Annotated in this window: 27 protein-coding genes; 8 read left to right on the top strand and 19 right to left on the bottom strand. The window is 58.6% G+C overall.

Going from position 1 to position 26,870, the window contains the following annotated elements:
- The coding region (locus C8D82_RS20655) for an IS4 family transposase (RefSeq protein ID WP_133245137.1) at positions 1 to 813 on the bottom strand (813 nt) is incomplete at its 3' end.
- A gap of 198 nt (positions 814 to 1,011) precedes the next feature.
- Between C8D82_RS20655 and C8D82_RS09545 the strand changes: the two genes are divergently transcribed.
- Positions 1,012 to 2,223 carry a hypothetical protein gene (locus tag C8D82_RS09545; RefSeq protein ID WP_116884055.1) on the top strand — a complete coding sequence of 404 codons (1,212 nt, stop codon included), beginning with the start codon at positions 1,012 to 1,014 and terminating at the stop codon, positions 2,221 to 2,223.
- 11 nt (positions 2,224 to 2,234) lie between these two features.
- On the opposite strand, the gene C8D82_RS09550 is transcribed toward C8D82_RS09545, so the two are convergent.
- From C8D82_RS09550 to C8D82_RS21570, 3 genes are all read right to left on the bottom strand, one after another.
- Complete coding sequence (locus C8D82_RS09550; RefSeq protein ID WP_165832976.1) at positions 2,235 to 3,323, bottom strand: serine hydrolase domain-containing protein; 1,089 nt, start codon at positions 3,321 to 3,323, stop codon at positions 2,235 to 2,237.
- A gap of 167 nt (positions 3,324 to 3,490) precedes the next feature.
- Positions 3,491 to 3,871 carry a hypothetical protein gene (locus C8D82_RS09555; RefSeq protein ID WP_116884057.1) on the bottom strand — a complete coding sequence of 127 codons (381 nt, stop codon included), beginning with the start codon at positions 3,869 to 3,871 and terminating at the stop codon, positions 3,491 to 3,493.
- 130 nt (positions 3,872 to 4,001) lie between these two features.
- Entirely contained in the window at positions 4,002 to 4,589 is a 588-nt protein-coding gene (locus C8D82_RS21570; RefSeq protein ID WP_207776105.1) for a DUF1559 family PulG-like putative transporter, read from the bottom strand.
- A 604-nt stretch (positions 4,590 to 5,193) separates the two neighbouring features.
- Between C8D82_RS21570 and C8D82_RS09565 the strand changes: the two genes are divergently transcribed.
- A complete protein-coding gene (locus C8D82_RS09565; protein WP_116884059.1) occupies positions 5,194 to 6,048 on the top strand; it encodes a helix-turn-helix domain-containing protein in 855 nt (284 codons plus the stop codon).
- A gap of 2 nt (positions 6,049 to 6,050) precedes the next feature.
- Here the strand turns inward: C8D82_RS09565 and C8D82_RS09570 are convergent, their stop codons facing one another.
- Positions 6,051 to 7,379 (bottom strand): MATE family efflux transporter, encoded by a 1,329-nt coding sequence (locus C8D82_RS09570; RefSeq protein ID WP_116884149.1) that lies wholly within the window; start codon positions 7,377 to 7,379, stop codon positions 6,051 to 6,053.
- A gap of 579 nt (positions 7,380 to 7,958) precedes the next feature.
- The gene (locus tag C8D82_RS09575; protein WP_165832977.1) at positions 7,959 to 9,761 is read right to left on the bottom strand and encodes a phosphoethanolamine transferase; all 1,803 of its coding nucleotides are present in this window, start codon (positions 9,759 to 9,761) and stop codon (positions 7,959 to 7,961) included.
- 195 nt (positions 9,762 to 9,956) lie between these two features.
- On the opposite strand from C8D82_RS09575, the gene C8D82_RS09580 reads away from it, so the two are divergent.
- Genes C8D82_RS09580 through C8D82_RS09595 form a run of 4 tightly spaced genes read left to right on the top strand, consistent with a single transcriptional unit; the run spans position 9,957 to position 15,204 of the window.
- Entirely contained in the window at positions 9,957 to 10,973 is a 1,017-nt protein-coding gene (locus C8D82_RS09580; RefSeq protein WP_116884061.1) for a GntR family transcriptional regulator, read from the top strand.
- Positions 10,974 to 10,985: 12 nt separating this feature from the next.
- Positions 10,986 to 12,005 carry a type II secretion system protein gene (locus C8D82_RS09585; RefSeq protein ID WP_116884062.1) on the top strand — a complete coding sequence of 340 codons (1,020 nt, stop codon included), beginning with the start codon at positions 10,986 to 10,988 and terminating at the stop codon, positions 12,003 to 12,005.
- Between the two features lie 22 nt (positions 12,006 to 12,027).
- Positions 12,028 to 14,643 carry a DOMON domain-containing protein gene (locus tag C8D82_RS09590; RefSeq protein WP_116884063.1) on the top strand — a complete coding sequence of 872 codons (2,616 nt, stop codon included), beginning with the start codon at positions 12,028 to 12,030 and terminating at the stop codon, positions 14,641 to 14,643.
- A gap of 39 nt (positions 14,644 to 14,682) precedes the next feature.
- Complete coding sequence (locus tag C8D82_RS09595) at positions 14,683 to 15,204, top strand: hypothetical protein (RefSeq protein ID WP_116884064.1); 522 nt, start codon at positions 14,683 to 14,685, stop codon at positions 15,202 to 15,204.
- A gap of 5 nt (positions 15,205 to 15,209) precedes the next feature.
- On the opposite strand, the gene C8D82_RS09600 is transcribed toward C8D82_RS09595, so the two are convergent.
- From C8D82_RS09600 to cysK, 7 genes are all read right to left on the bottom strand, one after another.
- Positions 15,210 to 15,719: an ATP-binding cassette domain-containing protein gene (locus C8D82_RS09600; protein ID WP_165832978.1), complete on the bottom strand. Its 510-nt coding sequence runs from the start codon at positions 15,717 to 15,719 to the stop codon at positions 15,210 to 15,212.
- Between the two features lie 13 nt (positions 15,720 to 15,732).
- On the bottom strand, positions 15,733 to 15,888 hold the full coding sequence (locus tag C8D82_RS21175; RefSeq protein WP_165832979.1) for a hypothetical protein: 156 nt from the start codon (positions 15,886 to 15,888) through the stop codon (positions 15,733 to 15,735).
- Positions 15,889 to 16,027: 139 nt separating this feature from the next.
- Positions 16,028 to 16,177 carry a hypothetical protein gene (locus C8D82_RS21180; protein ID WP_165832980.1) on the bottom strand — a complete coding sequence of 50 codons (150 nt, stop codon included), beginning with the start codon at positions 16,175 to 16,177 and terminating at the stop codon, positions 16,028 to 16,030.
- Between the two features lie 33 nt (positions 16,178 to 16,210).
- Entirely contained in the window at positions 16,211 to 16,903 is a 693-nt protein-coding gene (locus C8D82_RS09605) for a DUF1847 domain-containing protein (RefSeq protein WP_116884150.1), read from the bottom strand.
- A 26-nt stretch (positions 16,904 to 16,929) separates the two neighbouring features.
- Entirely contained in the window at positions 16,930 to 17,229 is a 300-nt protein-coding gene (locus tag C8D82_RS09610) for a ubiquitin-activating E1 family protein (protein WP_133245138.1), read from the bottom strand.
- 18 nt (positions 17,230 to 17,247) lie between these two features.
- Positions 17,248 to 18,537: an O-acetylhomoserine aminocarboxypropyltransferase/cysteine synthase family protein gene (locus tag C8D82_RS09615; RefSeq protein WP_116884067.1), complete on the bottom strand. Its 1,290-nt coding sequence runs from the start codon at positions 18,535 to 18,537 to the stop codon at positions 17,248 to 17,250.
- Positions 18,538 to 18,565: 28 nt separating this feature from the next.
- Positions 18,566 to 19,492 (bottom strand): cysteine synthase A, encoded by a 927-nt coding sequence (gene cysK, locus C8D82_RS09620; RefSeq protein WP_116884068.1) that lies wholly within the window; start codon positions 19,490 to 19,492, stop codon positions 18,566 to 18,568.
- 234 nt (positions 19,493 to 19,726) lie between these two features.
- Here cysK and C8D82_RS09625 point away from each other — a divergent pair, with 234 nt between their 5' ends.
- Positions 19,727 to 20,173 (top strand): RrF2 family transcriptional regulator, encoded by a 447-nt coding sequence (locus C8D82_RS09625; protein WP_165832981.1) that lies wholly within the window; start codon positions 19,727 to 19,729, stop codon positions 20,171 to 20,173.
- On the opposite strand, the gene C8D82_RS09630 is transcribed toward C8D82_RS09625, so the two are convergent.
- The gene (locus C8D82_RS09630) at positions 20,161 to 20,640 is read right to left on the bottom strand and encodes a biotin synthase BioB (protein ID WP_207776106.1); all 480 of its coding nucleotides are present in this window, start codon (positions 20,638 to 20,640) and stop codon (positions 20,161 to 20,163) included. The two genes, C8D82_RS09625 and C8D82_RS09630, sit on opposite strands and share 13 nt — an antisense overlap.
- Before the next feature lie 18 nt (positions 20,641 to 20,658).
- Between C8D82_RS09630 and C8D82_RS22295 the strand changes: the two genes are divergently transcribed.
- Positions 20,659 to 20,823, top strand: coding sequence for a hypothetical protein (locus C8D82_RS22295; protein WP_367998824.1), 165 nt, complete (start codon positions 20,659 to 20,661; stop codon positions 20,821 to 20,823).
- Here the strand turns inward: C8D82_RS22295 and C8D82_RS09635 are convergent.
- The 5 genes from C8D82_RS09635 to C8D82_RS09655 are packed head-to-tail and all read right to left on the bottom strand — an operon-like array spanning position 20,757 to position 26,654.
- On the bottom strand, positions 20,757 to 21,560 hold the full coding sequence (locus tag C8D82_RS09635; protein ID WP_116884070.1) for an ABC transporter ATP-binding protein: 804 nt from the start codon (positions 21,558 to 21,560) through the stop codon (positions 20,757 to 20,759). The two genes, C8D82_RS22295 and C8D82_RS09635, sit on opposite strands and share 67 nt — an antisense overlap.
- A complete protein-coding gene (locus C8D82_RS09640; RefSeq protein WP_116884071.1) occupies positions 21,553 to 22,446 on the bottom strand; it encodes an ABC transporter permease in 894 nt (297 codons plus the stop codon). Before C8D82_RS09640 ends, C8D82_RS09635 begins: the two co-directional genes overlap by 8 nt.
- A gap of 20 nt (positions 22,447 to 22,466) precedes the next feature.
- Complete coding sequence (locus C8D82_RS09645) at positions 22,467 to 23,492, bottom strand: ABC transporter substrate-binding protein (RefSeq protein ID WP_116884072.1); 1,026 nt, start codon at positions 23,490 to 23,492, stop codon at positions 22,467 to 22,469.
- A gap of 27 nt (positions 23,493 to 23,519) precedes the next feature.
- Entirely contained in the window at positions 23,520 to 25,142 is a 1,623-nt protein-coding gene (locus C8D82_RS09650) for a type II secretion system protein GspD (protein WP_116884073.1), read from the bottom strand.
- A gap of 21 nt (positions 25,143 to 25,163) precedes the next feature.
- Positions 25,164 to 26,654 (bottom strand): type II secretion system protein D, encoded by a 1,491-nt coding sequence (locus tag C8D82_RS09655; RefSeq protein WP_116884074.1) that lies wholly within the window; start codon positions 26,652 to 26,654, stop codon positions 25,164 to 25,166.
- Positions 26,655 to 26,870 lie beyond the last annotated feature (216 nt).

Raw genomic sequence — 26,870 nt, forward strand, 5'->3', positions numbered from 1 at the left:
CAAGGTCAATGTCCGATGGTTTTCCACATCGCAGACGACCACTTTGCGGAGACGTTCCGGATATTTGTCTTGCGAACCACGCAGAAAAATGACTTCATCGCTCAAAACGGTTCCGGGATATTGCTTGACGTCGTATTCCGGGATGTCGTAGGTCGCATTGGTCTTGAGGCGCGTGACAAAATCCACACCGGAGAGATTCCATTTATACAGCATGGAAAAATCGACGTATCCGCGATCGCAAACCACCATGCTGTCACGCGGGAGTTCCATTCGTCTGGCGCTGTTTACCTCATGAACATCTCCATTGGTGAAATCAACGAACACGGGAAGATGACCATCGTGATCCAACAGCATATTGAGCTTGATTGCCCCTTTGGTTTGCCGATAGGTTGCCCATGGAAAAACTTTAACGCAAAGCTCAATCAGCGTTGCGTCGAGACTGTAAAGTTTCTTGGGAAACGAAAACTCATGCCGTGGCGCAATTGCATGGCAGTGGCCCAGAAGCATATGGAAAATATCGCCGAACATTTTCGGAGAGCGATGGGCATTGGCGTACGACAAGTTGGATTTGGTTGGAGCGGATTCCACTCCAAGATGATTCAACTTGCCTCCGCAGGTTTTCAAACCTCCGCAAATCTCTCGCAGACTATTGGCCTGCGCCAACTGGCAGAAGATCATCGACACAAAATGTGCCCAACTGTCAAAGGACTGTTTTCGCTTGTCTCCATTGTGTTTCATGACTATTTCTTCAAATTCTCGCTTCGGTATCAAATCCAACACTTGACGAAAAAGACTGACTGATGTATTTTTCATTACGGAGCCTCCTTGTGGTTTAGGCAACCGTAATATACTATTACGGACAAGTTGGCTCCACTTTTTTCACCCCTTCAAAAGTTTGTTAGGACAGGTGTGAAATTCAACCGATCTTTTTTTGCATTTGAAGTCTTGATCGTGTATTTATATATAAGATAGCACATTTTATCTGAAACTCAACGCAAGAGGAGGCTTTTCATGACGCTGCGCTTTCTTTCCGGGGCAACCGCCCTCCTGACGGCCTGGACCGTTCTGGCGGCGGAACTTCCGCCGATCCGGGCCGACGAGGCCGTCGAACGGCCCCGGGTGCAATCCACCGGCGACTTTCTGGTGATCGAAGCCCCCGGTGAAAACAACGCGATCGACACGCCGCGCGGCACGACGGCGAGCCGGCTCTCCGGCAGCGGCAGGGTCTACCGCTGGACGCCGTCGGACGACACTTCCCGTGTGACCGGCGGCGCCGCGCTGTTCGACGCGGTCCAGAGTCCCGACGAAAGTTTCCTGCTGCTGGGGGAACGGGTTGGCGCGGCGGACGGCCCCAACTCCAGCCGCCTGATCGGTTTCAACCTCTTCAACAAAAAGCTCGCGTCGGGAATCACGCTGCCGGAGCGCAAGCTCGGTTCGCTGCGCTTTCTGCCGTCCGGCACGACGCTGCTCGCCGTCGAGAAAGCCCAGCCGCAACTGGCGCGCCCGGACCGGCTGCTGCTGATCGACCTCGCCGCAGGCAAGACCGTCGCCGAATCCGAAGCGTTGGACCGGCCGGTCGCCGCCGCCGAAACCAACGGCAAAAAGTGCTGGTTCACCCTCGAAGGCGCCAATCAGTTTCATTCACTCGGCCTCCGGGAGTTCGGAGCTTCCCCGAAAACAGCCCAGACGCTCGTAAAGGGCGGGAAACTGCTGCTGTCGCCCGACGGCAGCACGCTGGCGATTTACGGTTCCGGCCAATTGGAAATCTACGACGTCGGCGCCGAACCGCCCCGGCTGCTGCGCGCGATGCCGCTGCCGAAGGGCTTCACGCCCGACTGGGGCCTCGCCCTCTCCGAAAAGCTGGATGAACTGCTGCTGGTCGAATCCGGGCGCAACGCCTGGCTCGTCAGCGGGAAAAGCCTGCGGCCGCTGGCGGAAAAGAGCGGACAGGCCGGCTGCTACGACTTTTCCGACCGCCGGCTGCTGCTCACGCTGGCCGCGGACGAAACCATCGGCCTGTATCAGCTTCCCGCCGCGACCGCGCCGTCGATGATGGTTTCGCCGCGCCGTCTGAAGCCGTTCAACCGCAACGACAATTTCCGGCTTTTCAATCGCTCCGGCAAGGAGCCGCAGGCGATTCTGGTCGATCACCGCGGCAATGTTTCGATTCTGGAAATCCGGCCGCGCCGCTGGAAAAAGACGCCGGTCTATCAGATTCCCTGACCAACCGCTTTTCAGGCCAGCGCCTCACGCACCAGCTGCCAGACCGGGGTGAACACATCGCAGGAGTCCATCCGGTTCTTCAGCACCGCGACCGCGAAATCACCGACCAGGTCGGCTTTCGCGTTGCTGCCGCCGTAACCGCCGTGGCCGAACACCCGGCCGACCGGTTCGCCCGGCGTCGCGTCCAGCGCATAGCCCAGCCCGAAGTTGCCCCGCTTCCCCGGCGGAACCAGCGGCTGGTGCACCGGCGAAACCGCATACGTCAACTGGTCGGCGGCGATCAGCTTGCCGTGGACGAGGTCGCCGTACATCCCGGCGATAAACCGGGCGTTCATGATTCCGGTGGAGGCGGGGATGCAGGCGGTCCGGATCGTGGTGTTGTTCATCCACTGCTCCAGCGGACAGACCTGCGGCGGAATCGCCAGCCGGGCGATCCGGTCGTTCTCGGTCAGCGGCACCGTATCCGACAGCGCCGGCGGCGACGGATTCGGCTCCAGCCACGCGATCGGCAGCGTTTCCGCTTCACGGAGCGTCATGCCGCAGTAACAGTCTTTCCCGAGGTAGCGGCGCACCAGTTCATTGAAGGAGCAGCCGGTGATGTTCTTCAGCGGCTTGAAGGCGAGCCAGCTGAAAGTGACCGCGTGGTAGTGGCACTCCGTGCCGGGCTTCCAGAGCGGTTCCAGCGCCGCAACCGCCGCCGCCATCCGCTCGAAATCTGCAAACTCCTCATGGGATTCCGCCTCAGGCAGTTGCGGCACGCTGGCGGTATGGCTCAGCACCATGCGCATCGTGATCTTCTCCTTGCCCCGGCAGCCGAATTCCGGCCAGTAGTCGGCGAGCGGCGCATCGTAGTTGAGCCGTCCCGCCCCCGCGACCAGGTGAACCAGCGTCGCCGCCACCCCTTTGGTCATCGAGAACACCGGGAAGAGGATATCACGGTCCACCGGCCTTTCCGTCCGCGTATCGGCGATGCCGGACCACGCTTCGGCCACGAGTTCGCCGCGATGGACCACCGCCGCCTGAAGGCCGACCGCCTTCCCGGACTTCACCAACTCATCCAGACAGGTCTGGACCCTGCTTTCCAACTGCGCATACAACATGGGAGACTCCATTCACTTTTTCACAACAGAAAAGTATACCACGAAAAAGGCTCATTGCAAGAATTGAGAAACGAGTTTTCCCGAAAAACTTCCCGCCGGCTCCGTTTATCCGCCCTTTGCCGACAAAAAACCCCGGCCGGTGGCCGGGGTGGATTTCCGCAAGCCGCTCACATCTGCGGTTGAGGCGGATCGATGGGGCTGATGTTGCCCCCCTGCCCGAACGGGGTGAAGCCGCCGCTGTTCGAAACCGGCGCCCAGACCGCACTGTTGACGGTAGGATCGTTCGGCGCGACGATGCCGAGCTGCAGCACCCAGACCTGTCCGGTGGTGGTGTCCACCTTGAACATCACCTTCTGTTCATTGCCATTGCGCCCGCCCTGCTGGGAGAGGGTCGCCACATTGATCTCGCCCTCCACCAGCGCATACCGGCCCGGCGTGAAGAGCTGCGAATTGCCGCTGTTGTCCGCCTGTGCCGGAAGTGAAGTGTAAATACCGACCGCCAGCAAAGCGACCGCTGCAACCGCCGCAACAACCAGAATCTTTTTCATAACCATTTTTCCTCCTGTTTGTATCGGAATTCAACAACATCGTCAAATTCCGCAACTAATTCCTCTAATCATTAAGATAATACCGGCTGATAAAAATGCAAGAGGAAACAGAAAAATTTCGTCATTCCCGCTATTTACCCTCCACCATCGGCGGCCGGTATCCCCGGTCGCCTCCGAGCCGCATAAAGTGCCGGAACACGACCAGCAGCGAGCAGAAACCGGCGACGCTCAGCCCCCCATCAGAAAAATCCACGAATAATCGTGCCCCAGCCGGTCCAGCCGCCAGAAATTTATTGCTCAGGTCGATCCGGTTCCAGACGGAGCCGACCGTCTTTTCCAGCTCACCCGAATTTCGGAACCAGACGTTGGAGTCGCCATAGGCGCAGATGCCGTACCGGTAGTAGCTGTTACGTGGCGCAAGCACCGCCATCGTCGGACAGCGCACCGCCGCATCCGGCAGCATCGCCTGCCATGGCCGCGTCTGGTATTCGACTCCGGCGCTCGAATACTTCGGACCGATGATCTCGGTCCAGTTCCAGTCATTTCCGCTGATTTTCATCGTCAAAGGATAGTAACCGTTGTTCGCATCGCCGTAAAACGCCAGTCCCATCCCGCACTGTTTGAGGTTGTTCGCGCACTGGATCGCCCGCGCTTTCTCCCGCGCCCGATTCAACGCCGGCAGCAGCATCGCCGCCAATATCGCGATGATGGCGATCACAACGAGCAATTCAATAAGGGTGAACGGCCTTAAGCGGCGGTATGCGGGGGGCGTGTCCGCCGCCCCCCGCGCCCCCTGCGTCCGGCAAGGTGCCGGTGCCGGGTACGGGACGGTCGACTGGCGGGAGCGCGGTCGGCCGGCGGGGAAGGAAGATCCGCAATAACGTGAAGTTGTCTTCCCGCTTTTCTGCGGAAAAACAACTTCACGTTTTTGCTCCGACTTGCCGCTTGCAGAGCATTGACGAAGACGTGAGAGCTTGCCGGAAGTATGTAAGAGATTGAGGAGGTCTGGTACGGGGAGAGACGCGGCGCAAGTCGCCGCTTTCTCTCCCCCGAACCCCTCTCTTTTACGCAGAGCGGGAACGAGGGGCCGGGGGAGCACAGCTCCCCAGCGGGATAAGCAGGAGGAACGCAGTGACGACGCACATCCCCGGCGGCGGCACCTTGCCGCCTCTCTTTTGCGCAGAGCGGTATAAAAGCGGAAATCACATATTTGACAAACTTTCATCTTGCGGCTCCTTTGGATTCTCTCATTGGAAATTCATTTTCATCAGTTATATTATACAATAACCGTCCGGAGTCGCAAAGTAAAAAGGTCTTTGAAAATGGTCAATTCGTACAAAGATAAACGGGACAGGGTCAGTCCTTACTGGAACCTCGACCTGGTTGCCGGCAGGAGCTTCGGCACAGCGAGACACGATATCTGGGAGGGGCTGCACCCGCGCGCCTGCAATCTGCTGATCGTGATGTCGGGGCGATGCACCGTCCGGAACGGCCGCCAGTCAACCGTGCTGCTGCCCGGTTCGGTCTATTTGCTGGCACCGGCGGAATCGCGCGTTTTCGAGCGGTTCGGAAGCTGGGACGCCTACTGGGCGCTGTTCCCCCTGCGGCTGCCGCTGCTCTGGCCCGAAATCAATCCGGGCATCTTCCGGATTCAACCGCCGCGCCGGGAACACCGTATCATGCTGCGCAACCTGATCGAGACCGTCAACCTGACCACCGAATGCCGCGGCGAATGGTATCAGCTGGCCGGAAACCTGATCGACAACGTGGTCCTGCGCGGCAACCGCCTTGCCGGAAACGCTCCCTCCGACCGGCGCATGCTGCTGGCGGTGAAACTCCTGAGCCGGCCGGAAAACGATCTTGCGATGGATGAGATCGCCGCGAAATGCGGCATGTCGCACTCCACTTTTTTCAGCGAATTCAAGCGCGTCCACGGCCTCTCTCCACGGCAGTTCCGGGAGCAGGCCCGGCTCCAGATGGCGAAAATCCTGCTGAAATCCGAAAAGCTTTCCATCGGGGAGATCGCCGCCCGGACCAACCTGATCGACGGCAGCTACCTTTCCAAGCGGTTCCGCAAGGTGTTCGGAGTGACTCCGCGCGAATATGTGCGCAAATTCCGCGAATCGCCGCCCGGCCCGCTCGAAGAAAAATATCTGCCGCACGATCCGGCCCGGTAAATTCAGATCCGGCGGTCGCGCCAGCGCCCCTTCCACAGATAGAGGCCGCAACCGGCCAGCATCACCACCTGATACAGGATTTCGGTCGTCCACGCCACGGCGGGCGAACAGCGCAGATAAGTGACCAGATAAAGCACCGCCGCCAGATAAACTGCAAGTGTGATCAGCTCGATCACCAGCCCAGCCCGGGTGCTTCCGGTCCCGGAAACGATATTGAACCAGATATTGGCCGGCGTCTGCACCAGGTGGGCGACAATCATCACATAGACCGCCGGAACCGTCGCCGCGATCAGGTCGGAGTTGTCCGTGTAAATCGACAGCGCCGCGGCGGGAAACAATGCGAGCAGCGCCAGTACCGGCAGAACAGCCAGATAACCGGTCCCCACCACTTTCCAGCCCAGCTTGAACACTCCGCCGGGGCCTTCCTCGCCGATCAGGTTGCTGACCAGCGAACTCCCCGCCGTCGCAAAGGAGTTCAGGATGATGAAGGGAATCGCGGAAAGCGACCGCACCAGATTCACCACCGCGAGCGGCCGCTCACCGAGATGCTCGACCGCGATAAAGAAAATGAACCAGACCGACAGCGCCAGAAACAGCTGCATCATCGTCCAGCAGGAGATTGCGAACACCCGGCGCAGCACCGTCACGTCAAAGAGCTTCAACCCGCCGGAAAATCCGTACTTATGAAGGTCCACCCGCCTGGCGAGATACCAGAAGTAAAAGATCGCCGACCCCAGCTCCGCGGCGGAAGAAGCGATCGCCGCGCCGGCGATGCCAAGGGGGGGAAAGCCGAACTTCCCGAAAATCAGCGCATAGTTCAGCACCACGTTGGTCAACACCATCACCACCGAATTGACCGTCAGGATTTTCGTCTGCGTAACGCCGACGAAGAATGCCCGGAACATCACGCCGGTGAAAGCGAAAAAGAAGCCGAACACCCGCCAGTTGAGATATTGAACGGTCGCGTCGAACACCGCCTCCGACTGAATCACGGGGCGCAATACATGAGGCGACAGCAGCAGCGACGCTCCGCACAGGATTGCGGCCAGAACCAGCAGGAATCCCAGACCGGAATAGAAGATTTTTCCGATTTCACCGTAACGCTTCTCACCATTCCGCCGCGCGATCAGGATTTGCGCGCCGATGCTGAAACCGAATCCCAGCATGAAAATCGACAGAAAATAGACGCTTCCCAACGCGGACGCACCCAGCTCGACTTCACCGATCCGCCCGAGGAAAGCGGTATCGGTAAGGCCGATCATATGTTCCATCAACACACTGACCAGCACCGGAAGCGCCACCAGCCATATTTTTCGATACGAATAACTCACAATCCCGCCATTCAATTACCTGCACCTGAAAACACCGAAACCATTTCGGCACATTTTCCGGCGATCCATGTAATATAATCGCATTATGCTTTCCGTAAAGCCGTAAACTGCAGGAATTCCGGAAAAAACAAGAAATATCCCGCCTCTCCCCAACAGACGTGCGCGCGCCCCTTAAAACGACAGTCGAAAAAGCTGGAGTTTCCATTTGCTCCGGTTTCCATGCGTCTGAATCATCATTTGTTGTCGGAATGAATTGCCGATGAACCCCGTAAACGGATCGACGCGGCGGTCAAATACAACTCCCAGCTTCTGATTTCCGTCACCAGATTCAAACGAGAAGAAGAATCGGAATGCCTCGAAGGCCTGATCGACCGGCAGTCGGACGACATCCTTTACAATCCTTAATCTGAAATCTGAACGCAGACGGCGGATTATCTGAAGCGAGTTCCAAGCGCCTTGCCCGTCAGAGACACTTTGTGCCCTGCAAAGCCGGGCTGCCGGAGATGCGATTGCACATCAGGCCGCGCAGCGCATAAGGCCTGCCGCGAAGGCGGCATGGCCTCCCCTGCCCCGCGCGGATTACTCCGCCCCCGCTCTTTCAAGCGGCAACGCGCCCCACAGTGTGCGCGCCTCCTCCGGCTTCAGCGCATACTCCGGCGAAGCGATCCGGAGCGCCGGAGTGCAGAAACGGTGACGGATTCCCATCAGGTCCAGCATCAGCTCGAACACCAGATCGTTCGTGAAAACCCGTCCCGCGTTTTTCCGCAGCGTCCATTCCAGCGCGGAACGCTGTTTGCGCAATGTTTCGGAGAGATACAGAAACATCGGAATTTCAGTCATCTCCGGCTCGAAGAGGTCGGCGGCATGCCCGACGCCCGGCACTTCGGAGTGATCCGACACATAGACAGCCGCTTTCACGCGCGGATTCTCCCGGAACATCCCGATCATCTTCTCCAGCAAGGTATCGGTGTACAGAATGCTTTTATCGTAGGGATACCACTCCAATTCCGGCCTGAACTTCTCCGGGTAACGCCGGAAATACGGCCCGTGACTCCCCATCAGGTGCACCACCACCAGTTTACGCTTCCCCTGAAGCAGCTCCGGCAGCCGTTCCAGCAACGCGCCGTCGGGACGCGCCCGCCACAGGATGAAATCCTCCATCGTGTTGAGCCAGATCCCCTGCCGCGCCCCGGAAGCCAGCGCCGCCACCGGCGAGTCGAACCGTCCGTGCGGATACTGGTTGCTCAGGAACACCGTCTCGTAGGAACAGTAGTTCGCGACGTCGAAGATGCTCGGATACATCCCCTCACTCCGCTTTTCGTACTGGTTGCGGGCGGTCAGCAGCATGGTCAATACCTGCATGGTCTGCACATGGCAGGAGTAAACCTCCTTCATCAACACGCAGTCCGGCGCGGCCGCGGCGCGGCGGAGAAACGGCGTAGTGTCCGTTTCGTAACCGTAGGCGCTCGAATGGCGGCGGCTGTGGGACTCTCCGATAATCAGCACGTAGATGCCGTCATCACCGCTTTTCTCCACACTCTTCTCCACTTCCGCCAGCCGTGCGGCATCACCGGCTGCGTAGGACTCGATCACATCGAAGTAGCCGAGACTGTCCGTAAACAGCACCTTGGTCCGGTTCAACGCCTCCCGGCCGGTGAATTCCTGCAGGATCCACGGCGAAAGCGCCAGCGTCACGGCTGCCGTCGCGATCAGAACTCCGCGCGGCGCGGGTTCCTTTTTTCCCAGCCGGTTCAACCAGAAAACCCCGCAGCAGACCGCCGCGCCGAGCAGAAGCAGGAAAATTCCGATGAAATGAGTGAAACAGTAGTAAAACGCCTCCGCCGGCTCCGTCTGGTAGACCGCCTGAATCGAATCGTAAGTGAATTTGCGCCCCGAAGTCAGCCGGTGCGCCAGGATCGTCACCGGCAGCAGAAAAAGCGTTCCGCCCAGCAGCAGCGTCGGCAATCCGGCAAGCCAACGGCATCTTTTCGCGATCAGCTCTCCGGCCACAGCATCCGCGCACCAGCACCAGGCCGCCGCCAGCATCGCGAACGCGAGCTGGTATGCCGCATAGTAGCGGTCGACCGGCGCGAAATTCAACGCCTCCTCCCACGCGAGCACCGCCGGAAACGCGAAATAGACCAGCCGCGCCCACCGCCGCTTCAGCAGCAGCGCCGCCGAAAGCGCGGCGGCGTACAGGATCGCCGACGCCGTCAGTTTCCACATCGTCGCCGGTTCGATATAGTCGCCGGGACAGCACCGCAGATACCCGATGCAAACCAACGCGACCATCCCGGAAACCGCCCCGCACAACACGGCGGCGCGGCGCGGGATGCGCCCGAAACCGAATCGCCCCACAATCACCTCTTTCCGTTCAGCCATCCCCCCGGATTGCGTCAATATAGCAGGCGGAAACCATTTTTTCAATCCCGCCATCAATTGGACGCCGCCACAATATTTTTATTTTTTTTTGTTTTCCCTATTGCTTTTCCTCTTCTCTTATGGTATAATATTGTTAACCGCTATAACTGAAATAACATAAATCGATATAACTAAAATAAAGAATCAAATCACGATATGCCGAAGAAGATCGAACAACTGCTTGCCGAATTCGCTCCGACCGGGAACATGGGCATTCACCGTGAATTGGCCGAGTTTCTGCGCCGGAAGATCGAAGCGGACGAAATCGCAGCCGGTTCCATGCTTCCTTCGCAGCGTGAAATGGCGGCACTGTGCCACACCAACGCCTTTTCGGTCAAGCTCGCCAGCGACGAACTCGCCCGGCTCGGCCTGATCGCCAAACAGCCGGGACGCGGAATGTTCGTAGTGGACCGTTGCGTCGGAATCCGCAATGTCGCGATCTACACCTCGGACAGCGTGGAACACCTTGAAAACCATGCTTTTTCCAGCGCTTTCCGGGAAATCCTCTGCCGGAAGCTGCAACAGGCAGGCATCGGTTACGAACTTCTCTTCGACTGCCGCCCCGAGGCGGAACATGACTCCCCGCCGGAACAACTGAGGCGGGCATTGGCCGAAGGCCGGATTCAAGCCGTAATCGGCACGAGCGTGCGCAGTTTCGATGAAGGCTGGTTCAACCGGCTTCCGGTACGGCACCTGAGCCAGATGTTCGATCCCCGGCTCGAAATTTCCGGCCTGGCCGAATATTTTTCCGGCTGCCGCCGGATTGCGGCTGTGCTGCCCACGCACGGCAACAGCCCCTACAGCGATATCCTCGAACTGCTGAAACCGGCCGGTCTCCCGCTCAAGCCGCGCTATATGCGGCAGATCCGCGAATTTGAACACCTGAAGGACAACTACGCCGGCCTCGGTTACCGGTATGTCCGGGAATTGCTGGAAACGACTCCGCCGCCGGACGCGCTGATCGTCTATCCGGATACCGCGGTTCCCGGCGCGATCATCGCAATTCTGGAAATGCGGCTCAAGGTGCCGCAGGAGTTGCGCGTGGCTTTTCACCGCAATATGGAACTTCCCTATTTCTGTCCGTTCCCGGTTCATTATCTGGATACGGAAATCTCCCTTATGGCCGAACAAACCGTCAGGGCGCTTGCTGAAAATTGTTTACCCCAATCGTAAGGAGAAGGAACGATGAGTCGAGATTGTCCAAAATTCACACTGATTGAACTTCTGATTGTAATAGCGATCATCGCCATACTTTCTTTTCCCGGTGAAAAGAAAGTAGGCAAAGAAAAGCCGCGTAACGGCATGTGCGTCACTTCGTTCCTACTTATGCCGCTGGTGGGCTTCGCCCCCCCGGCCCCCCGGAAAAAAGCAAGAAGTGATTCGCGCGCCCCCCACAGGGGCATTGGCGCGCGTTACCTGGCGGCGGCACCTTGCCGCACGCTGGTGGGCTTCGCCCCCCCGGCCCCCCGGAAAAAGGGTCATTTCACCCTTATTGAGCTGCTCATCGTCATAGCGATTATCGCAATCCTTGCCTCCATGCTCCTTCCGGCGTTGAACAAGGCGCGGGACCGGGGCAAGGCGGCCCGCTGTTCCTCCAACCTGCGGCAGGTCATGCAGGGGGGAATCCTGTACGCCAATGACAACAAAGACGGACTGCTCAGCAAATGGGATGACATCTGGTGGGCCTCTTTGCTGCTGTCAAAGAGATACGTTGCGGAAAAAGTTCTGTTCTGCTCCGACGCCGTGCCGCGTGGAGACGGTTTTGAAACGGAGTCGAGCCGCTGCTGGTATCCCTCATACGGGATGGTGAACATCAGAAGCTCCACCTGGTACTACCAGTACAACGTCAACTCCGCAGCTCCGACGCTCGGCGTCTTCTATGTCAAAGAGGGCGGTGAAAAGGGGCTGCTCCTCTTCAACAGAATGAAACGGCCGTCCCGGATTCACCTGTTCGGGGAGACCCGCCGGGCAGACAATGCGGCGCTGCACCCCGGGCTGGGCCACTGGATGTACCACCCCCGTGAAGCTGTGGAGGATGGCGGCCTCGCACTGGTACACGGCTCGGGACGGCTTGCCTTCGCCGATGGGCATGTGGCCGGCCTGACTCCGGCGACACTGGTGAACGAGTGGAAATTCGACTGCCTGATCGACGGCGGCACCGTCACCCGGTCGGAAGTGTCAATGCCGTGGCCGTGGCTGCCCTGAAAAACAAGAAGGAGTAAAAATCGTGAAAGTTTTGTTGCCGTTGTTTCTTGCTGTCGCCGCAGCGGCCGCCTGCGCCGCCGAACCGGTCTTCAGCTGTCGCGGGAATGTGCCGGGAAACATTCAATTCGCCGCCGGGCCGGTCCGGCTGGAACTTCGTTTTGAAAACCGCGGCTCTCTCGCCGGTGAAGTTACCGAACTGGTACGGCTGGCCGATTTTCACGGAAACGGCGAAGCCCCGCTCCGCCGCCGCGTGATGATGGAGCCGGCCGGCGTGCTGGAGCGTGAAATTGTGATTCCGGCGGAACGCAGGGGTGCGTTCCGCCTCACCTACTCCCTGATGCGGAACGGCGAACTGGTTTTCAGCCGGGACGTCACCGGGGCCATCCTCGAACCGGTGAAAGCGCTCGATCCCGAAAACTCCCCGATCGGCATGTATTGCTACAACCTCCACTGGAACGGCAAACGCGAACTGCCGGTCCTGCGGAACATGGGAATCAGCTGGATACGCGCCAACCTGAGCTGGGGGCGGAGCGAACCGGAACGCGGCCGGTTCGACTGGAAACAGGGAGATGACAGCAGCCGGCTCCTGAAGGAATACGGCATGCACGCGATGTTCAATCTGGTCTATCCTCCCCGCTGGGCGGTCGACCGCGTCAATATGTACGGAGGCAATCCGGCCGATTTCGGCGACTACGCCGCCTTTGCCGCCCGCGCCGCCGCCAGATATTTGCACATCCGGCACTGGAGCATCTGGAACGAGCCGGATGCGGAAAGCCACTGGGAGGGCGGCGGAGCCGAATTTGCCCGCCTGCTGAAAGCGACCGCTCCGGCGATCCGCGCCGCAAACCCGGAGGCGAAAGTGCTGCCCGGCGGCGTCACCGGTTCGCCCGCGCTGGCCGAACGTTTCTACCGGGAGCTGCAGCGGGCCGGCGCGCGTCCCGACTTCGACATCTACGAATATCACTACCGGAACATCGGCCTGCACCGGCGCCTGCTCCGGGAGTTCGGCTGGCGGGATATGCCGCTCTGGAACACGGAAGCCGCCGAAGGCGCGGAGAAAGCGGCGCAGCTGGTGCGTGAAACGGTCTCCGGACTCGCCGCCGGAGTCGAAAGGACTTTCATTTTCCTGTATGCAATTCCGATGACCCGCCCGGAGGAGTTCGAGGAGTTCGGTCCGGTGGTGATGGTCGATAACGACGGCAGGCCGACCGGCAACTTCCCGGTGGTCTACACGATGTCGCGACAGCTCAACGGGATCCGGGAGTGCCGGGAGCTTTCCTCCGGCGGACTGCGTCTTTTCAGCTGCCGTTACCGCGACGGCGGACCGCGTTACATTCTCTGGAGCAGCACCGGAGCACGCGCCGCAACCTTGAAATGCGGCGGCGAGCTCCGGATCACCGACGCCACCGGCACGGAAAGCCGACTGGTTCCTTTTGAAGGTTTCGTCAGCGTCCCCGTTTCAGAAGTCACCTACCTCGACGGAGCGGAAGTGACTCCCGCAGCGGAACGGGCGATGGCTGAAATCGGTACGCCCCGAACCACTCCGGTATTCGGAAACGAATTTGAGATTCCGCTCTCGTTCCATAATCCCGCACCAGGCCCCTTTCACGGTCAGGCGGTTCTGTCCGCTTCCCCCGACTGGGAGGCAGCGACTGCCGAAATCCCGCTGACTCTTGCTCCCGGAGAAAGGCGTGAAGTACTCTGCCGACTGAAACCGCGCCGCCTCGCCGACCGGGCGGAAACGCGCCTGACCTTGCAATTGTACCGGGAAGACGGCGCGCTCACCGGCTGCGACACGCGGGATATCAGGCTGACGACTGCACTGGACTTTACCCTGAGACCGGCTTTTCGCTGGGGAGAGCCGCGAGTCCGGGCGGATATCGCCAACCCGACCGCGTCCCCGATCGAAGCATCGATCCGCTTCCGGGTTCCCGGCAGTCCGGAAAAGACGGCGGCCATGCCGGTGACGCTCCCCGCCCTGGCCACGAGCCACGTCTATTTCGACCCGGAACCGGCGGAGGGCGAAAGCCGCGGCGAAGCGGAGGCGGTCCTCACCTTCCCGGGCGGAACCGTCCGGCGTTCCGCCAAGCTGAACTGGCTCGCGCTGAAACCGGCGGGGAATCCCCCGGTCATACTCCAGGAACGCTCCGATTACATCGCCCCTTCGCGGATCCTGTTTCAATGGGACGGCCCCTCCGACCTCTCCGTGAAAGCGAACCTCGACTGGGACGAACGGCACTTCAAGCTGACCGCGGACGTCACGGACGATGTCCACTCCGCCGATCCGGACCCCGCCTTGCTCTGGCAGCGCGACTCAATGCAACTCTGGTTCGACGGCATGTTGTTCGACCTCGGCCTGAATGAACGGGGAGCCGTGCTTTTCCGTCATGACAAGAAATCCGCCGGAATGAAAATCCCGTTCTCCGTCGTCCGTGAAGGTAACACCACCCGCTACCGGATCGCCTTCCCCAAACCGGACGGTTCCCCCTGGAAAGAGAACGATACAGTGCGGTTCGCCTTCATCGTCAACGACGCCGACCTCGGTGCGGAAAGAAAAGGCTGGATGTATTATCTCTCCGACATCGGCGATCCCCGCTGCCGTCCCGCCACGCCTGAAATCACTTTGGTAAAAGAATGAATCCCCCTAAATGTAAATTCCGAATAATAAGGAAAAAGCATGATGAAAAAACTGCTGTGTCTGTCCCTTCTCGCAACCGGAGCAATGCTGTATGCGACAGCCGATCCGCTGAAACCGGAAAACTGGAACAAGCAGTTCTCCACTTCCGGCAAAGCCCTGAAAATCGCGCACGCGGAAAAGGAGAACGCAGTCCGCTTCCTCGCCTCTTTTCCGGATTCGGTGAAAGACCGCTGGCTTTATCCCGCCATCGCCCTGTCCCCGGAAGACCGCGACGCGGATACGCTGCACTTTGAAATCCGCGCCGTCCAGAATCCGGCCGGACGCGGCTATAAGAACACTCTGGTCATCTTTCTGGACGCCAAAGGGAAACAGCTCGGCGGCATCACGTTTCCGGCACCGCAGGAAGAGTATTCCCTGGTGACGCTCAAGCTGGACGGCCGGCTGAAATTTCCGCTTTCCGATGCCGCATCAATCCGGATCGGCCTGAACAACCGCGACGCTCAGGAAGTGGCGATGTTCCTGCGCAACATCCGCTTCGGGAAAAAAGCGCCAGCCCGGTAATAAATCTACTCCCGGTAACCGGTTTTCAGGATTCCGTCGCGGATATCCCACCGTTCCCGGGTCAGGCGGTGCAGGAGTTCCTGCTTCATCCGACGCAGCTCCGTTTTCTCCAGCTCCCGGCTCCGGCCGCGGTTCTGCAGTTCGATTTCCTGCTGGCTCCTGCCCTCCGTCCAGTTGGTCGGCTCATCCAGACACAGAATGTCCGGCTCCGCATAAAAGGCACATCCCGGCCGGGCGCGTTTACGCTCCCCGAATGAGAGGGACTCCCAACGTTCGCTCCAACCGGCTTCCAGACCGAACCGGCACCTGATTTCACAGGCGCGAAAATCCGTTGCGGCAAGCTGTTCCGTCAACTCCGGCGGCGGGACATCGCACTCCTGGCGGCAGAAACAGGTCGAACCGTTCCGGCCCACCAGCCCCGTCTCCGGCGTCCGCCCCCCTGCCGCGAGTTTCAGCAGTGTGGATTTCCCGCAGCCGTTGAAGCCGGCGATTCCCGTCCCCCCGGGCGGAAACACCGCATTGAGATGTTCAAAAATTCTGCCTGGCGATATGTTCGGACGACTCCCACTTGCCCGGCTTTTTGACCGCCGGCTCGCAGGCTTCCGCCAGCGGAACCGGTTTGGCTCCGGTCAGCTCCTGTTTGTAATGCGGACTTGTTGCCGGACGGCGTCGCATAGAGTTCAAGATATGCATTGCTCTCCTCCGGTTTCAGAAATACACGGATATTCGGCAAAGGTTGCGGTCGTGTGAAGAACATAATAGTTGTAAATCTCCGATAATACCTGAGCATCGCATTCCGTTGCCGGCCGGATCCGGATTTCATTCATTGCTTCTCACCCCGCTTTCTGATAACGGAGCAGATGCGCTCCCCCAATGCAAGGAGTCCGTCGCTGACCTTGCCGAGAATCGCAAACAATACAACAATACAGGCGATAATCACATCAGCCCGGCTGGTCTGCCGGGCGTCATACATCAGAAATCCAAGTTCCTTTGAAGCGCCTTCCGGTCAGTTTTTCTGCCTGGAAGGTGTTTTCGGTTCCGGGAACGTTGTTTCGTTCAGAACCCGTTTGTAGTAGAATTTTGAGGTGTAGATCGCCGCTGCCGGATTGTGGCCCAGTACCCGGTCCTTGACGATGAACGTCACTGCCGGCGCCTTGCTGTGACGGGTGAAAATCGCGTCGTGCCCGACACACAGGCCGACCAGCACATTCAAATCCGCTCCCCAATCGTTGAGCACCTGGGCCTGAAGCGCCGGATTGCAGCAGGATTCGTTGCAGCCGGGGCAGACTTTCAATTGGTCCGGCAGGCCGATTTCCGTTTTATCGATCGCACCGACCTTGCAGATCACCGTTTTCGTTTCGATTCCGGCTGTCCGTACGATCTTGGCGTAGATCGATGCTTCGTCCAGCAGGCCGATGCAGCTTGCAATGCCGAGCTTCTTCACGCCGAGCTTCATCGCAAAGCGGATCGTTTCCTCCAGCCGGGTCAGACGCCCGTAATATTCGCCTTCGATTTCGGCGGCGGCCCGGGCGAGCCGTCCGTCAATGCCGTCGCTCTCATACAATCTGCGCGTGAGTTCCACGGCATCTTTGTATTCCTCGGTCAGGCAGAAAGCCGGATATTGCTTTTCACGCCGGTAGCAGTTGCGAACTGCGCACTCCGAGCAGCTCAGGCTGCATTTTTTTTCATCTTCACTCATCGGATAAGTCTCCATTTTCATGATTCTCAGATTTCCAGCCCAAGCAGTAATGCAACGATCGTGTTGGCCTGAATTGCGGCAGCGATTCCGCCCCGGGGCGACGCGGGCGGCAAGGCGGCGGATATCCCGGAAACCAGATCTCCCGCAAGGCCGCTGGCCGCGATCACCGTTTTCCCGATCTGCCGGAGTTCCTCGATCAGAACCATTTTGGCATCGGGAGCGTCGAGTGCCTGCCTTCCGCCGCCGCTTCCATTCTGCCGCTGAATTGAAATTCCATCATAAAACTCCATGCAGGCACACTGGAACCAATGTGACGTGAACGCCATCCCGGAGTCCATGACCTTTCAGATCAGTTTCAGGGCCTCGTCGAGAGCGGCGATGATGTCGTCAACGTGTTCGAGTCCGATGGAAAGACGAACGAGTTCGGGCGTGAGTCCGGCCTTGCGCTGGTCCTCGTCGGAGAGCTGCGAATGGGTCGTGCTCGCCGGATGGATGATCAGGCTCTTGGCATCCCCGACATTGGCGAGAATGCTGAACAGCCCGATGTTGTCCACCAGTTTGATGCCCTCGGCGCTGCCGCCCCTGACGCCGAATACGACCATTCCGCCCGCGCCGTCCGGCAGGTATTTCTGCGCGAGATCATGCGACGGATCGCCGAAAAGTCCCGGGTAGCGCACCCATGCGACCTTCGGATGATGCTTCAGGAACTCCGCCACCTTCCGCGCATTGGAGCTGTGGCGCTCCATGCGCAGCGGAAGCGATTCGACTCCCTGCAGGAAGAGCCATGCCGCGTCCGGCGCGAGCGTCGGCCCCTGATTGCGCAGCCCGACCGTACGCAGCCGCAGAATGAACGCCAGCGGATTCAGTTCCCCGAGATCGTGGGCGAAACGCAGTCCGTGATAACCGCGGTCAGGTTCGTTGTAGAGCGAGAACTTCGGATCGGTCCAGTCGAAATTCCCGGCATCGACGACCACTCCTCCGATGCCGGTTCCATGTCCTCCGATCCACTTGGAAAGCGAGTGGATCACGATGTTCGCGCCGTGCTCGATCGGACGCAGCAGCGTCGGCGGCGTGAAGGTCGCATCGACGATCAGCGGCAGGTGATGCTTTTTCGCAATCGCAGCGTAACCTTCGATGTCGGCGACGTCGAGCGCCGGGTTGCCGACGGTTTCGATATAAAGCGCACGGGTCTTTTCATTGATCGCAGCCTCTGTCGCCGCAAAATCGTTGACCGGCGCGAAGCGGACCGTGATTCCCTGCTGGGGCAGGATCGCGTCGAACTGCGTGAAGGTGCCGCCGTAAAGATTGTTTGCGGAGACCAGTTCATCGCCCTGCCTGAGAATATTGGTAACGGCGAAATAGATCGCCGCCGTGCCGCTGGAAAGCGTCAGCGCCGCTGCGCCGCCGTCGAGCTGCGCCAGGCGTTTTTCCAGCACGTCGTTGGTCGGATTCATCAGCCGGGCGTAGATGTTGCCCGGCTCCCGCAGCGCGAACAGGTCGGCGCCGTGCTGCGAGCTTTTGAAGTTGTAAGCGGTGGTGCGGTAAACCGGCACAGCCCGGGCGCGGGTGGTCGGTTCGATCTCCTGGCCGGCGTGGAGCGCCAGCGTTTCGATATGATAGTTTCGATTGTTCATGGATGTCTTCTCCCGGTGTTGCGTTGACTCAGTGATTGAACAGCCAGCCGGAGAGATAGCGTTCTCCCGTATCCGGCAGCAGGGCGATGATCCGTTTGCCCGCATATTCCGGGCGCTTGCTCAGTTCGAGCGCGACGAAAAGCGCGGCTCCGGAACTGATGCCGACCAGCAGCCCCTCCTGCTTCGCGGCTGCACGGGCGGTGTCGCCCGCCTCTTCGGCTCCGACCGGAAAAATCTCGTCGATGATCTGCGTATCGAGTACCGAGGGGACGAATCCGGCGCCGATGCCCTGAATTTTGTGCGGTCCGGGCCTGCCGCCGGAGAGCACCGGGGAGTCGGAGGGCTCCACCGCGATCAGCTTCACGTCCGGATTGCGCGCTTTCAGCACTTCGCCGACTCCGGTCAGCGTTCCGCCGGTTCCGACGCCGGCGACGAAGGCGTCGACTTTGCCGCCGGCATCCTGCCAGATCTCCTCGGCGGTCGTGTGCTTGTGGTATTCCGGATTGGCCGGGTTGTCGAACTGTTGAGGAATGAATGAACCCGGATGCGTTTTGGCAAGTTCCTCCGCTTTGGCGATTGCGCCTTTCATGCCGAGTGCGCCTTCGGTCAGCACGAGCTCCGCGCCGTAGGCGGCGAGCAATTTGCGGCGCTCAATGCTCATGGTGTCCGGCATGGTGAGGATCAGCCGGTAACCTTTGACTGCCGCAACGAGGGCGAGGCCGATACCGGTATTGCCGCTGGTCGGTTCGATGATCAGCGCTCCCGGCGCAATCTTTCCCGCCTTTTCCGCCGCCTCGATCATGCCGATGGCGATGCGGTCCTTGACGCTGCCGGCAGGGTTGAAGGATTCCACTTTGACCAGCACTTCCGCATTGCCCCGGTTGAGTTTGTTGATCCGCACCAGCGGGGTTTTGCCGATTTTTTCTAGAATGTCATTGCAAATTTTTTCGGACATGATAAAACCTCCTTTTTTCCAAAACTCTACTTTTTTGGTTGTGATATCATAAAATACAGCGTCCCCGGATAAAAACAAGTAAACATTGGAATTTTTTTACTTTTTTCTATTTCAGGGCGCAATCATGAAAACAGAGCAAAAAAGCAGATGACGGTACTTGAACCTACTCTATCGGTAGTGTATATTGCTCAGGATGGTTTGCAGGAAACGAGATGAATGAAAAAGAGGAAAGTAATGAAAATTTCCACGAAAGGGCGTTACGGTTTGCGGATTCTTCTGGATATCGCCTTGTACCGCGTCGGAGACAAACCGCGCATGATCCGTGAAATCGCGAGCAATCAGGAAATTTCCGAAAAGTACATCAGCCGCCTGATCATAGAACTGAGGAAAGCGGGATTCGTGAGGTCGGTCCGCGGTGTGAATGGCGGTTATACCTTGACGCGCAAGCCGGAAGACATCAGCGTCCTCGATGTACTCGAAACAATGGAGGGGCCGGTCGCCATCGTGGACTGCATGAACTCCTCGGGAGAAGTGTGCCGCCGGAAATCACAGTGTCCCACGCAACGGATGTGGACGGAAATCAATCAGAAAATCCGGAGCGCCTTTGCCGCCTACACCTTGAAGGATCTGGTGGAGCTTTATATCTCCAACGGCGAAACCGTCCTCGACTACTGCATCTGACCGCCGCTTCCGGCGGAGATGAAACAATTCAGACTTGCGAGAAATGCCCGGTCTTCCGCAATGCTGCGCCCGCGGGTGGTCAGATAGCCGCCGGTAATCATGCTGTTCATCCCGGCAAGCATCAGGAGTCCCTGGAAGTCTTTCATCGTCGTCTCGCGTCCTGCGGCGAATTTCAGCATCTTCGCGGGGTTGACCAGCCGGAATATCGCAGATGACTTGGCGACATCGGCAACCTCCATGACCGGAAGATGCTCCAGCGGCGTTCCCCTGACCGGAAGCAGGACATTCAGCGGAATGCCGTCCACATCCAGCTCGCGCACCGCAAATGCCATTTTCACCCGGTCGCGCCAGATTTCGCCGAGTCCGAGAATTCCGCCGCAGCAGATTGATACGCCGTACTGCTGCGGACCTCCGTTCCGGCTCCTGCGGCTCCGTTCAAAGCGGAAGTCAAGGCGCGTTCGGGGCAAACACCGATTTTCTGCCGGGTGTCTCCATCACCGGACGACACGCTGCGCGCGGAAATTCCGGAAGGCATTCCGGCGATTTCGCCGGGACAGTCCCTGGGCATCTGTCCGCTGAATATTCAGATGCCGCCGCCGTTCCGGACTTCGGAACGTTTTGCGAGACGTTCGAGCATGTCGCTGCGGTAAACTGCCGGAATCTTCTGCTGAAGCGCCTTGATTTCCGGCTGCCGGAACAGAGCGGTGCGATCGTATCGACGCGAAATCCGATTTCCCTCGTCGGCGATAATCCGCCCGGGGGAGCTGGAGAATACCACGAGCCGCGTTCCCAGATAAAGGGCCTCGTCGATGTCGTGCGTCACGAAAATCACCGTCCGCCGTTTTCCGGCATCACGGTGCAGATTGCGCACCAGCTCCTGCAGGAGCGCCCGGTTTACCGGGTCCAGCGCGCCGAACGGCTCGTCCATCAGCAGAATCCCGGAGGGGGACGCCAGCGCCCGCGCGATTGCCGCCCGCTGGCGCATGCCGCCGGACAGCGCCTCCGGATACTGGCCGAAAGAACCGCCCAGTCCCACGGTTTCGAGATAAGACTCCGCCAGCGCCTTTACCTCCTTCCGGTTTTTATCCGGATATGCGGCATGCAGTGCCAGCGTCAGATTCGCCCCGGTCGTCATCCAGGGGAAGAGCGAATAATCCTGAAAGACCACGGAACAATGGCGATCCGGCCCGGCGACTGGTTCGCCGTCGATCCGGATTTCTCCGGCCGACGGCCGTTCCAGTCCGGCAAGCAGCCGTAAAAGCGTCGATTTTCCGCAGCCGGATTGTCCGAGAATACAGAGAAATTCGCCGTTTTCGATGTTCAGGTCAATTCCCTGAAGGATCGTCTTCGAATCATAGGAAAAATCAATATGCCTGCATTCAATCATGTATATTCCTCCGGTAACGCAGCAGCCTGCGCTCCAGTTTGTTGAAAAGCCACATCAGCGAAGTGACGACGATTCCGATAAAGAGGATGCCGACGATCACCCGTCCGTAATCCGCGAAGTCGGAAAAGTTCTTCACATACCAGCCGAGTCCCTCAGTTGCGCCGATCAGCTCGGCGGCGGTCAGCAGGAGAAAACTGAAAATCAGCCCGAGCGAAGCGCCGGTCAGGATCGACGGCATCGCTCCCGGCAGCAGAATCCGGAAAAAGAACACGCTCCTTTTCAAGTGGAGCATTCTGGCTGAATCCAGCAAAGAATCCGGAATCGTCACTACTCCGGAAACCGTATTGACGAAAACCGGCCAGAACGCTCCCGACCAGATCACGAAGATCGAAGCCGAACGGAAACTCGGCAGAAGCGCAATCGCATACGGAATGTAGACGATCGGGGGAATTGCGCCCAGCACGCGGGAAAACGGTTCCGCTGCGGCGCGCAGCCTGCGGGAGCTTCCCACGGCGATTCCGGCCGGAATCGCCGTCACAAGGGCGAGCCCGTAGGCGGAACCGAGCAGATAGGAAGAAGAGAGCAATCCCCTGAGCATATCGCCCAGTTCCGCGAAGAACAGTGCGAGAATCGCCGCCGGCGGGGGAAACAGCACCGGGTCGGCAAGTCGGAAATTCGCACTGGCCAGCTGCCAGACCAGCAGAACCGCTTCGATTACAGTGGCGGAATCGATCACGGCGTTGCGCTTCTCTTCCCGCCGGGCGAGCCGGGCGCGTACTGTCGTGACGGCCGGCAGCGCGAGAGCGAGCAGCGCAAGCGGATAATCCCGGTTTCCCAGCGCGGCCGCAAACAGCGCGAGGCTTATGACTGCGAGCAGATATTTCATGACCGATTCCACTCCCTGTTTCAATTGTTCGCTTTGAAGAAGGCGTCCATTTCCCGGTATACCGGATCGTCGGGCCACCGTTTCAGCACTTCATCCAGTGCTTCGCGGTAAATCGATGTGTCGATATGGCGGCTGATGTCGACCCGGTTTTCCGGCAGGTAGCCGATCTCGTTCATCGTATTCCAGAAATCCACGGTTCCCTTTCTCAGAGGGTCGGGGTTGGAGTCGAAGGTATGATCGGTATAGGTGTCCGCGCGGACAATGCCGGGATCCAGCTTGAAACTGCCGGCGAATATCTTCACGGTTTCCTCCTGATTTTCCCGGTAAAATCTGTACGCCCGGATTTCCGCGATCAGATATCGCTTGTAGATTTCCCGTTTCGCCTTCAGGTCCTTCGTGTTGGCGATCAGCCGGCAGCAGGTGTAGGCGGGCTGGAAATCGGCGATGTAATTCGACACCACAAGACCGTAATTTTTTTTCGCCAGCGAAAAGTGCGGGCTGAATACGATCCCTGCATCCACCGCGCCCTTCCGGACGGCTTCCACCACGGCGCCCTGGCCGCCGAATTCAATGATTTTAAGATCTTTGTAAGGATCGACCCCCGCCTTTTTCAACGCGCCGCGAAAAATCACGTCGCCGGTGGAGAGTTTGCCAAGGCCGACTCTTGCTCCCTTGAAGTTCGCAAGATTCCGGAACTTCCCGGCATTCTCCGGCTTGACGATGATCGCCTGACCGCCGATCATCATGCCGCCGAAGACGGTGAAGTCGACTCCTCGGGCGATGAAAAGCAGCGGCGCCGCCGTGCCGAAGGTCCCGACATCAAGTTTTTTCGCCCGGACCGCTGCGCACCCTTCCGCAGTGGTATTGAATTGAAACAGATCGGCATCAATTCCTTCTTCGGCGAAAAAGCCTTTTTCCCGGGCGATGAAGTGCAGTCCGTGCGCCGGTTCCGCCAGATAGCCGACCCTGACCTTGTCTGCGGCGAACGTCCCCGAAGCCGTGAGAGCCAGAATTGCCGAAAGAGTGATTTGGGAAATGTTGTTCATGTTGAAACTCCTTGATTTTTTTTCAGATTATTCAATTGTGTCGGAATCAATTCCGTACTGTTCAAACCCGAGATTGTTGAGCGGATTCCGCACACCGGCACGGACGTCCTCGACGATTTTGCCGACATTGGCCTGGATCTCCGTCGGTACAGGATCGAACGGCGTACTGTATTCCGCGCTCGCCAGAATCACGATCTGCGACTTCTTAGTCGATTCGCTTTCGGTCGAGAACAGCCAGCCGAGCAGCGGAAGGTCTTTCAGGAGCGGCACTCCCGCGACACCCCGGACGATGTCGAACTTCCTCAGGCCGCCGATCACGAAATTCTTGCCGCTGTTGCCGATCTGCACTTCCGTTTCGATTTCGGACTTGTTCAGACGCGGTTCCCCGCTGGAATCCCAGCCGATCAGCGAAACGCTCTCCGCATGGAGCTTCAGAGTGGTGCTGTTGGCCGTGACGATCGGCTCGACGAGATCAAGCGAAAAACGAAACCCTTCTCCGACTTTGGTGATCTGCTGCTGCCCCTTCCGGATTTCGAGTTTTCCTGCGTCCGGCACATCCGGTTCGCCTGCGAACGGCGCCGGCAGCCTGCCGGTGTTGCCGGGTTCGATTTTTTGCGACACGTCGTCATAGAACAGGCCGGAACCGACATTGATTGAGGTTGTGGTGCGGTTTTTGGCATTCAGCACGCCGCTGGTCAGCACCCGCGCTTTGCCGCGGCTGGTCAGAAAATCGATGTACTTGCTGTTCCACTTCGGATTGAAATTGAAGAATTCCGTTTTGCTGGAGCCGGAGTTGTTCACTCCCGCACCGAACGTGGAAGCCCAATTGCTGCGGAAACGCCCTCCTGCGGAAAAGAAATCCGCGCCGTCGTTGTTTTTCCAGCTCTGAAAATCCAGACCGATCTTGTCGTCGTTCTCCGCGAAGATTTCGACCACTTTGTAGCGGAAACGGATCTCCGGAATCGGGCGGTCGTATTGCGCAAGCATATTGCTGATATGCTTCCATGACCAGAAAGGAGCCGCGACGAACAGCGCGTTAAGTCCGCCGTCGACGATCAGTTTGTCCACTCCGTTGTCGAATTCCACATCAATCGCCGAAGCGCCCACTTCCGAAACCATTTTCTTCAAAGTCGCCGCTGAATTGATCTTCGGGAAGTAGATGAATTTCGGACGGCCGCTGGAGGCGGTCAGCCCGGGCTGGTCAAGCCGTTCCACCAGTTTGTCGATGCTCTCTCCGTAACCGTCGTCCTCAAACCGGCAGGCTTCCGCCGAGACGATCAGCAGCTTGCGCCCATTGTTGAATTTGAGCGCAGCGACGCTCGGCTGATTCTGATCCACGCGCTTGGCGTTGATGATGGCGTTCAGATACCAGCGCAGTCCGTAGGGGTCCGCATGTTTGAGCTCGTAAGTTCTGGTAATGACGTACGGGTCGTTGTTGTCGCGGATGAAATGGATCGCTTTCGTCCCGTCCTTGACTTCCAGCCGCAGCTGCGCCTGCACGCTGCTGCTGCCGTAACCGGCGCTGGGGGCGTTGAAATCGGCTTTGGGCTTGCCGGGAATCTGCTCCGGCACAAGTTTGATCGTTTCGCCCACCGTCAGGATGGAAGCGGGAAAAAGTGCGGCCAGAAGGAGAAATATCTTGTTGTTCATGAAGTAAAACCTTTCGGAAAATCAGTTGAGTTCTTCCGCAACGACTTCCGGACTGACCGGAGGAGCCGGCAGAAGTTCGGGGTGGACCAGACGGGCTTCGGCTGTGACGATGATGTAGCTTTTCTCTTTCAGCGTGGTGGTCGTGCCGAACAGATACTTGAGCACCGGAATCCGCGAGAGAAACGGGATGCCGATCGTTTGTTCAACATCGGTCTCCTTTACATAGCTGCCGAGCAGTTTCTCCTGCTTGAAGCCAAGTGTCAAAGCGCCGTCGATCCGTGCGTAATTGCTGAGTTCATCTCCTCGATTGTTGCGTTCCACCACGCTGTTCACTCCGAGGTTGTAGGAGAAAATCACTCCGCCGGTTCTGTTGTTTTCATAAAAATCCCCGGTCGCCGGCACCATGCCGACGGAATCCACTTCACCGGTCTGTGCACCGAAGCAGATCACCGGGTTGGTGATTTTGAGCGCGACGGCCGGAGTTTCAGCTTGGTCGGCCACGACATCGGTTCGGTCGTCATCATCCTTTTTGAGGTTCTGGTAGCTCGGCGTCAACTCTGCATAATAGGTGCGCGTGACATCGCGGCCGTCGCCGTAAAGCGGCGTATTGAGAAAGGTCAGGTCCGCATTGGAAACCAGCCGGGCGTTGCCGGATTGCTGAAGCAGCCGCACGAAACTCAAATCGAACTGCGGCGCCGTGAAAAATCCACCGTAGCTCCAGCTCGTGGAGAAATTTTTCGCAAGATCGGCAAACTGTTTCGCTCCACCGAGGAGTTGCAGAACCGCTTCGTTGGAGAAAACCTTTCCGGCATCATATCCGGCTGCGAACAGATTCAATCCCGGTCCGTTTTTCCACGCCAGATAGTCCACGCCGATGTCACGCAGTTTGCTTTCGCGCACCTCATAGTAGTTCAAACGCAGATTCACCTGCGGCACCGGGCGGTCCAGCCGCTGTACCCAGGCGAGAATCGCCTTGGCGGAAGCCACATCATCTTTCCAGTAGATCGTATTGGTTTCCGCATTGAGATAGGCCGCGCCGATGCCCGTGCGCAAAGCGCCATTGATGATGTTGACGATATCCTGCGCCGCCCGGTAACGCGGCGTGTAGCTGATGCGGGTCACGCCGGTGCCTTCGATCACGGAGCCGAACTCGTCAAGTTTGCCCGGCTGGTCGATTTTTGCGATCAGGTCGTCGATCAGCGGGATGATTTCCGGGCCGGTGGAAACGATCAGCCAGTTCTTTTTTGCCGAAAAGTAGTTGACCCGTTCGACCCGCGACTGCGAGTCGTAACGCTTGACCGCGTTCTCGACAAAGGGACGGATATCGGTCGCCTTGACGTATTTGAGTTCATAGATTTTGCTTGTAATATTGGTTTGGGCGTCATCCTGAATCAGACGGATCTGCCGCACCTCGTCAGGCACGTTTTTTCTGCCGGCAAACGCCGGAGACTGTCCGAAGGCGGAGACGGAAAAACCCGCCGCCAATATGATATGGAAAATACTGTTGTTCATGGTGGTTCCTCATCGGGAAACGCTTCACTCCGAGAACAGAGAAGCGTAAATTGATCTGGTCATAAAAAACGGACCCGGCACGGGTCCGATTCTGTCGGCTGCGATGCAGTCTCAGCGGCGACATCGGTCCGGCATTCGGCTCATGCGGCACATCCGGCGGAGCACGGGAGTCATTTTTCCCGTAAAACGGCAGGTTCCGGCGGCATCCGGTAACGA

The sequence above is a fragment of the Victivallis vadensis genome (assembly GCF_003096415.1).
Classification (GTDB): domain Bacteria; phylum Verrucomicrobiota; class Lentisphaeria; order Victivallales; family Victivallaceae; genus Victivallis; species Victivallis vadensis.

Coding starts and splice junctions, on each gene's coding strand:
- C8D82_RS09545 (WP_116884055.1), top strand. CDS start 1,012: ATGACGCTGCGCTTTCTTTCCGGGGCAACCGCCCTCCTGACGGCCTGG.
- C8D82_RS09550 (WP_165832976.1), bottom strand. CDS start 3,323: ATGTTGTATGCGCAGTTGGAAAGCAGGGTCCAGACCTGTCTGGATGAG.
- C8D82_RS09555 (WP_116884057.1), bottom strand. CDS start 3,871: ATGAAAAAGATTCTGGTTGTTGCGGCGGTTGCAGCGGTCGCTTTGCTG.
- C8D82_RS09565 (WP_116884059.1), top strand. CDS start 5,194: ATGGTCAATTCGTACAAAGATAAACGGGACAGGGTCAGTCCTTACTGG.
- C8D82_RS09575 (WP_165832977.1), bottom strand. CDS start 9,761: ATGGCTGAACGGAAAGAGGTGATTGTGGGGCGATTCGGTTTCGGGCGC.
- C8D82_RS09580 (WP_116884061.1), top strand. CDS start 9,957: ATGCCGAAGAAGATCGAACAACTGCTTGCCGAATTCGCTCCGACCGGG.
- C8D82_RS09585 (WP_116884062.1), top strand. CDS start 10,986: ATGAGTCGAGATTGTCCAAAATTCACACTGATTGAACTTCTGATTGTA.
- C8D82_RS09595 (WP_116884064.1), top strand. CDS start 14,683: ATGATGAAAAAACTGCTGTGTCTGTCCCTTCTCGCAACCGGAGCAATG.
- C8D82_RS21180 (WP_165832980.1), bottom strand. CDS start 16,177: ATGTATGACGCCCGGCAGACCAGCCGGGCTGATGTGATTATCGCCTGT.
- C8D82_RS09605 (WP_116884150.1), bottom strand. CDS start 16,903: ATGAGTGAAGATGAAAAAAAATGCAGCCTGAGCTGCTCGGAGTGCGCA.
- C8D82_RS09610 (WP_133245138.1), bottom strand. CDS start 17,229: ATGGCGTTCACGTCACATTGGTTCCAGTGTGCCTGCATGGAGTTTTAT.
- C8D82_RS09615 (WP_116884067.1), bottom strand. CDS start 18,537: ATGAACAATCGAAACTATCATATCGAAACGCTGGCGCTCCACGCCGGC.
- cysK (WP_116884068.1), bottom strand. CDS start 19,492: ATGTCCGAAAAAATTTGCAATGACATTCTAGAAAAAATCGGCAAAACC.
- C8D82_RS09625 (WP_165832981.1), top strand. CDS start 19,727: ATGAAAATTTCCACGAAAGGGCGTTACGGTTTGCGGATTCTTCTGGAT.
- C8D82_RS09635 (WP_116884070.1), bottom strand. CDS start 21,560: ATGATTGAATGCAGGCATATTGATTTTTCCTATGATTCGAAGACGATC.
- C8D82_RS09640 (WP_116884071.1), bottom strand. CDS start 22,446: ATGAAATATCTGCTCGCAGTCATAAGCCTCGCGCTGTTTGCGGCCGCG.
- C8D82_RS09645 (WP_116884072.1), bottom strand. CDS start 23,492: ATGAACAACATTTCCCAAATCACTCTTTCGGCAATTCTGGCTCTCACG.
- C8D82_RS09650 (WP_116884073.1), bottom strand. CDS start 25,142: ATGAACAACAAGATATTTCTCCTTCTGGCCGCACTTTTTCCCGCTTCC.
- C8D82_RS09655 (WP_116884074.1), bottom strand. CDS start 26,654: ATGAACAACAGTATTTTCCATATCATATTGGCGGCGGGTTTTTCCGTC.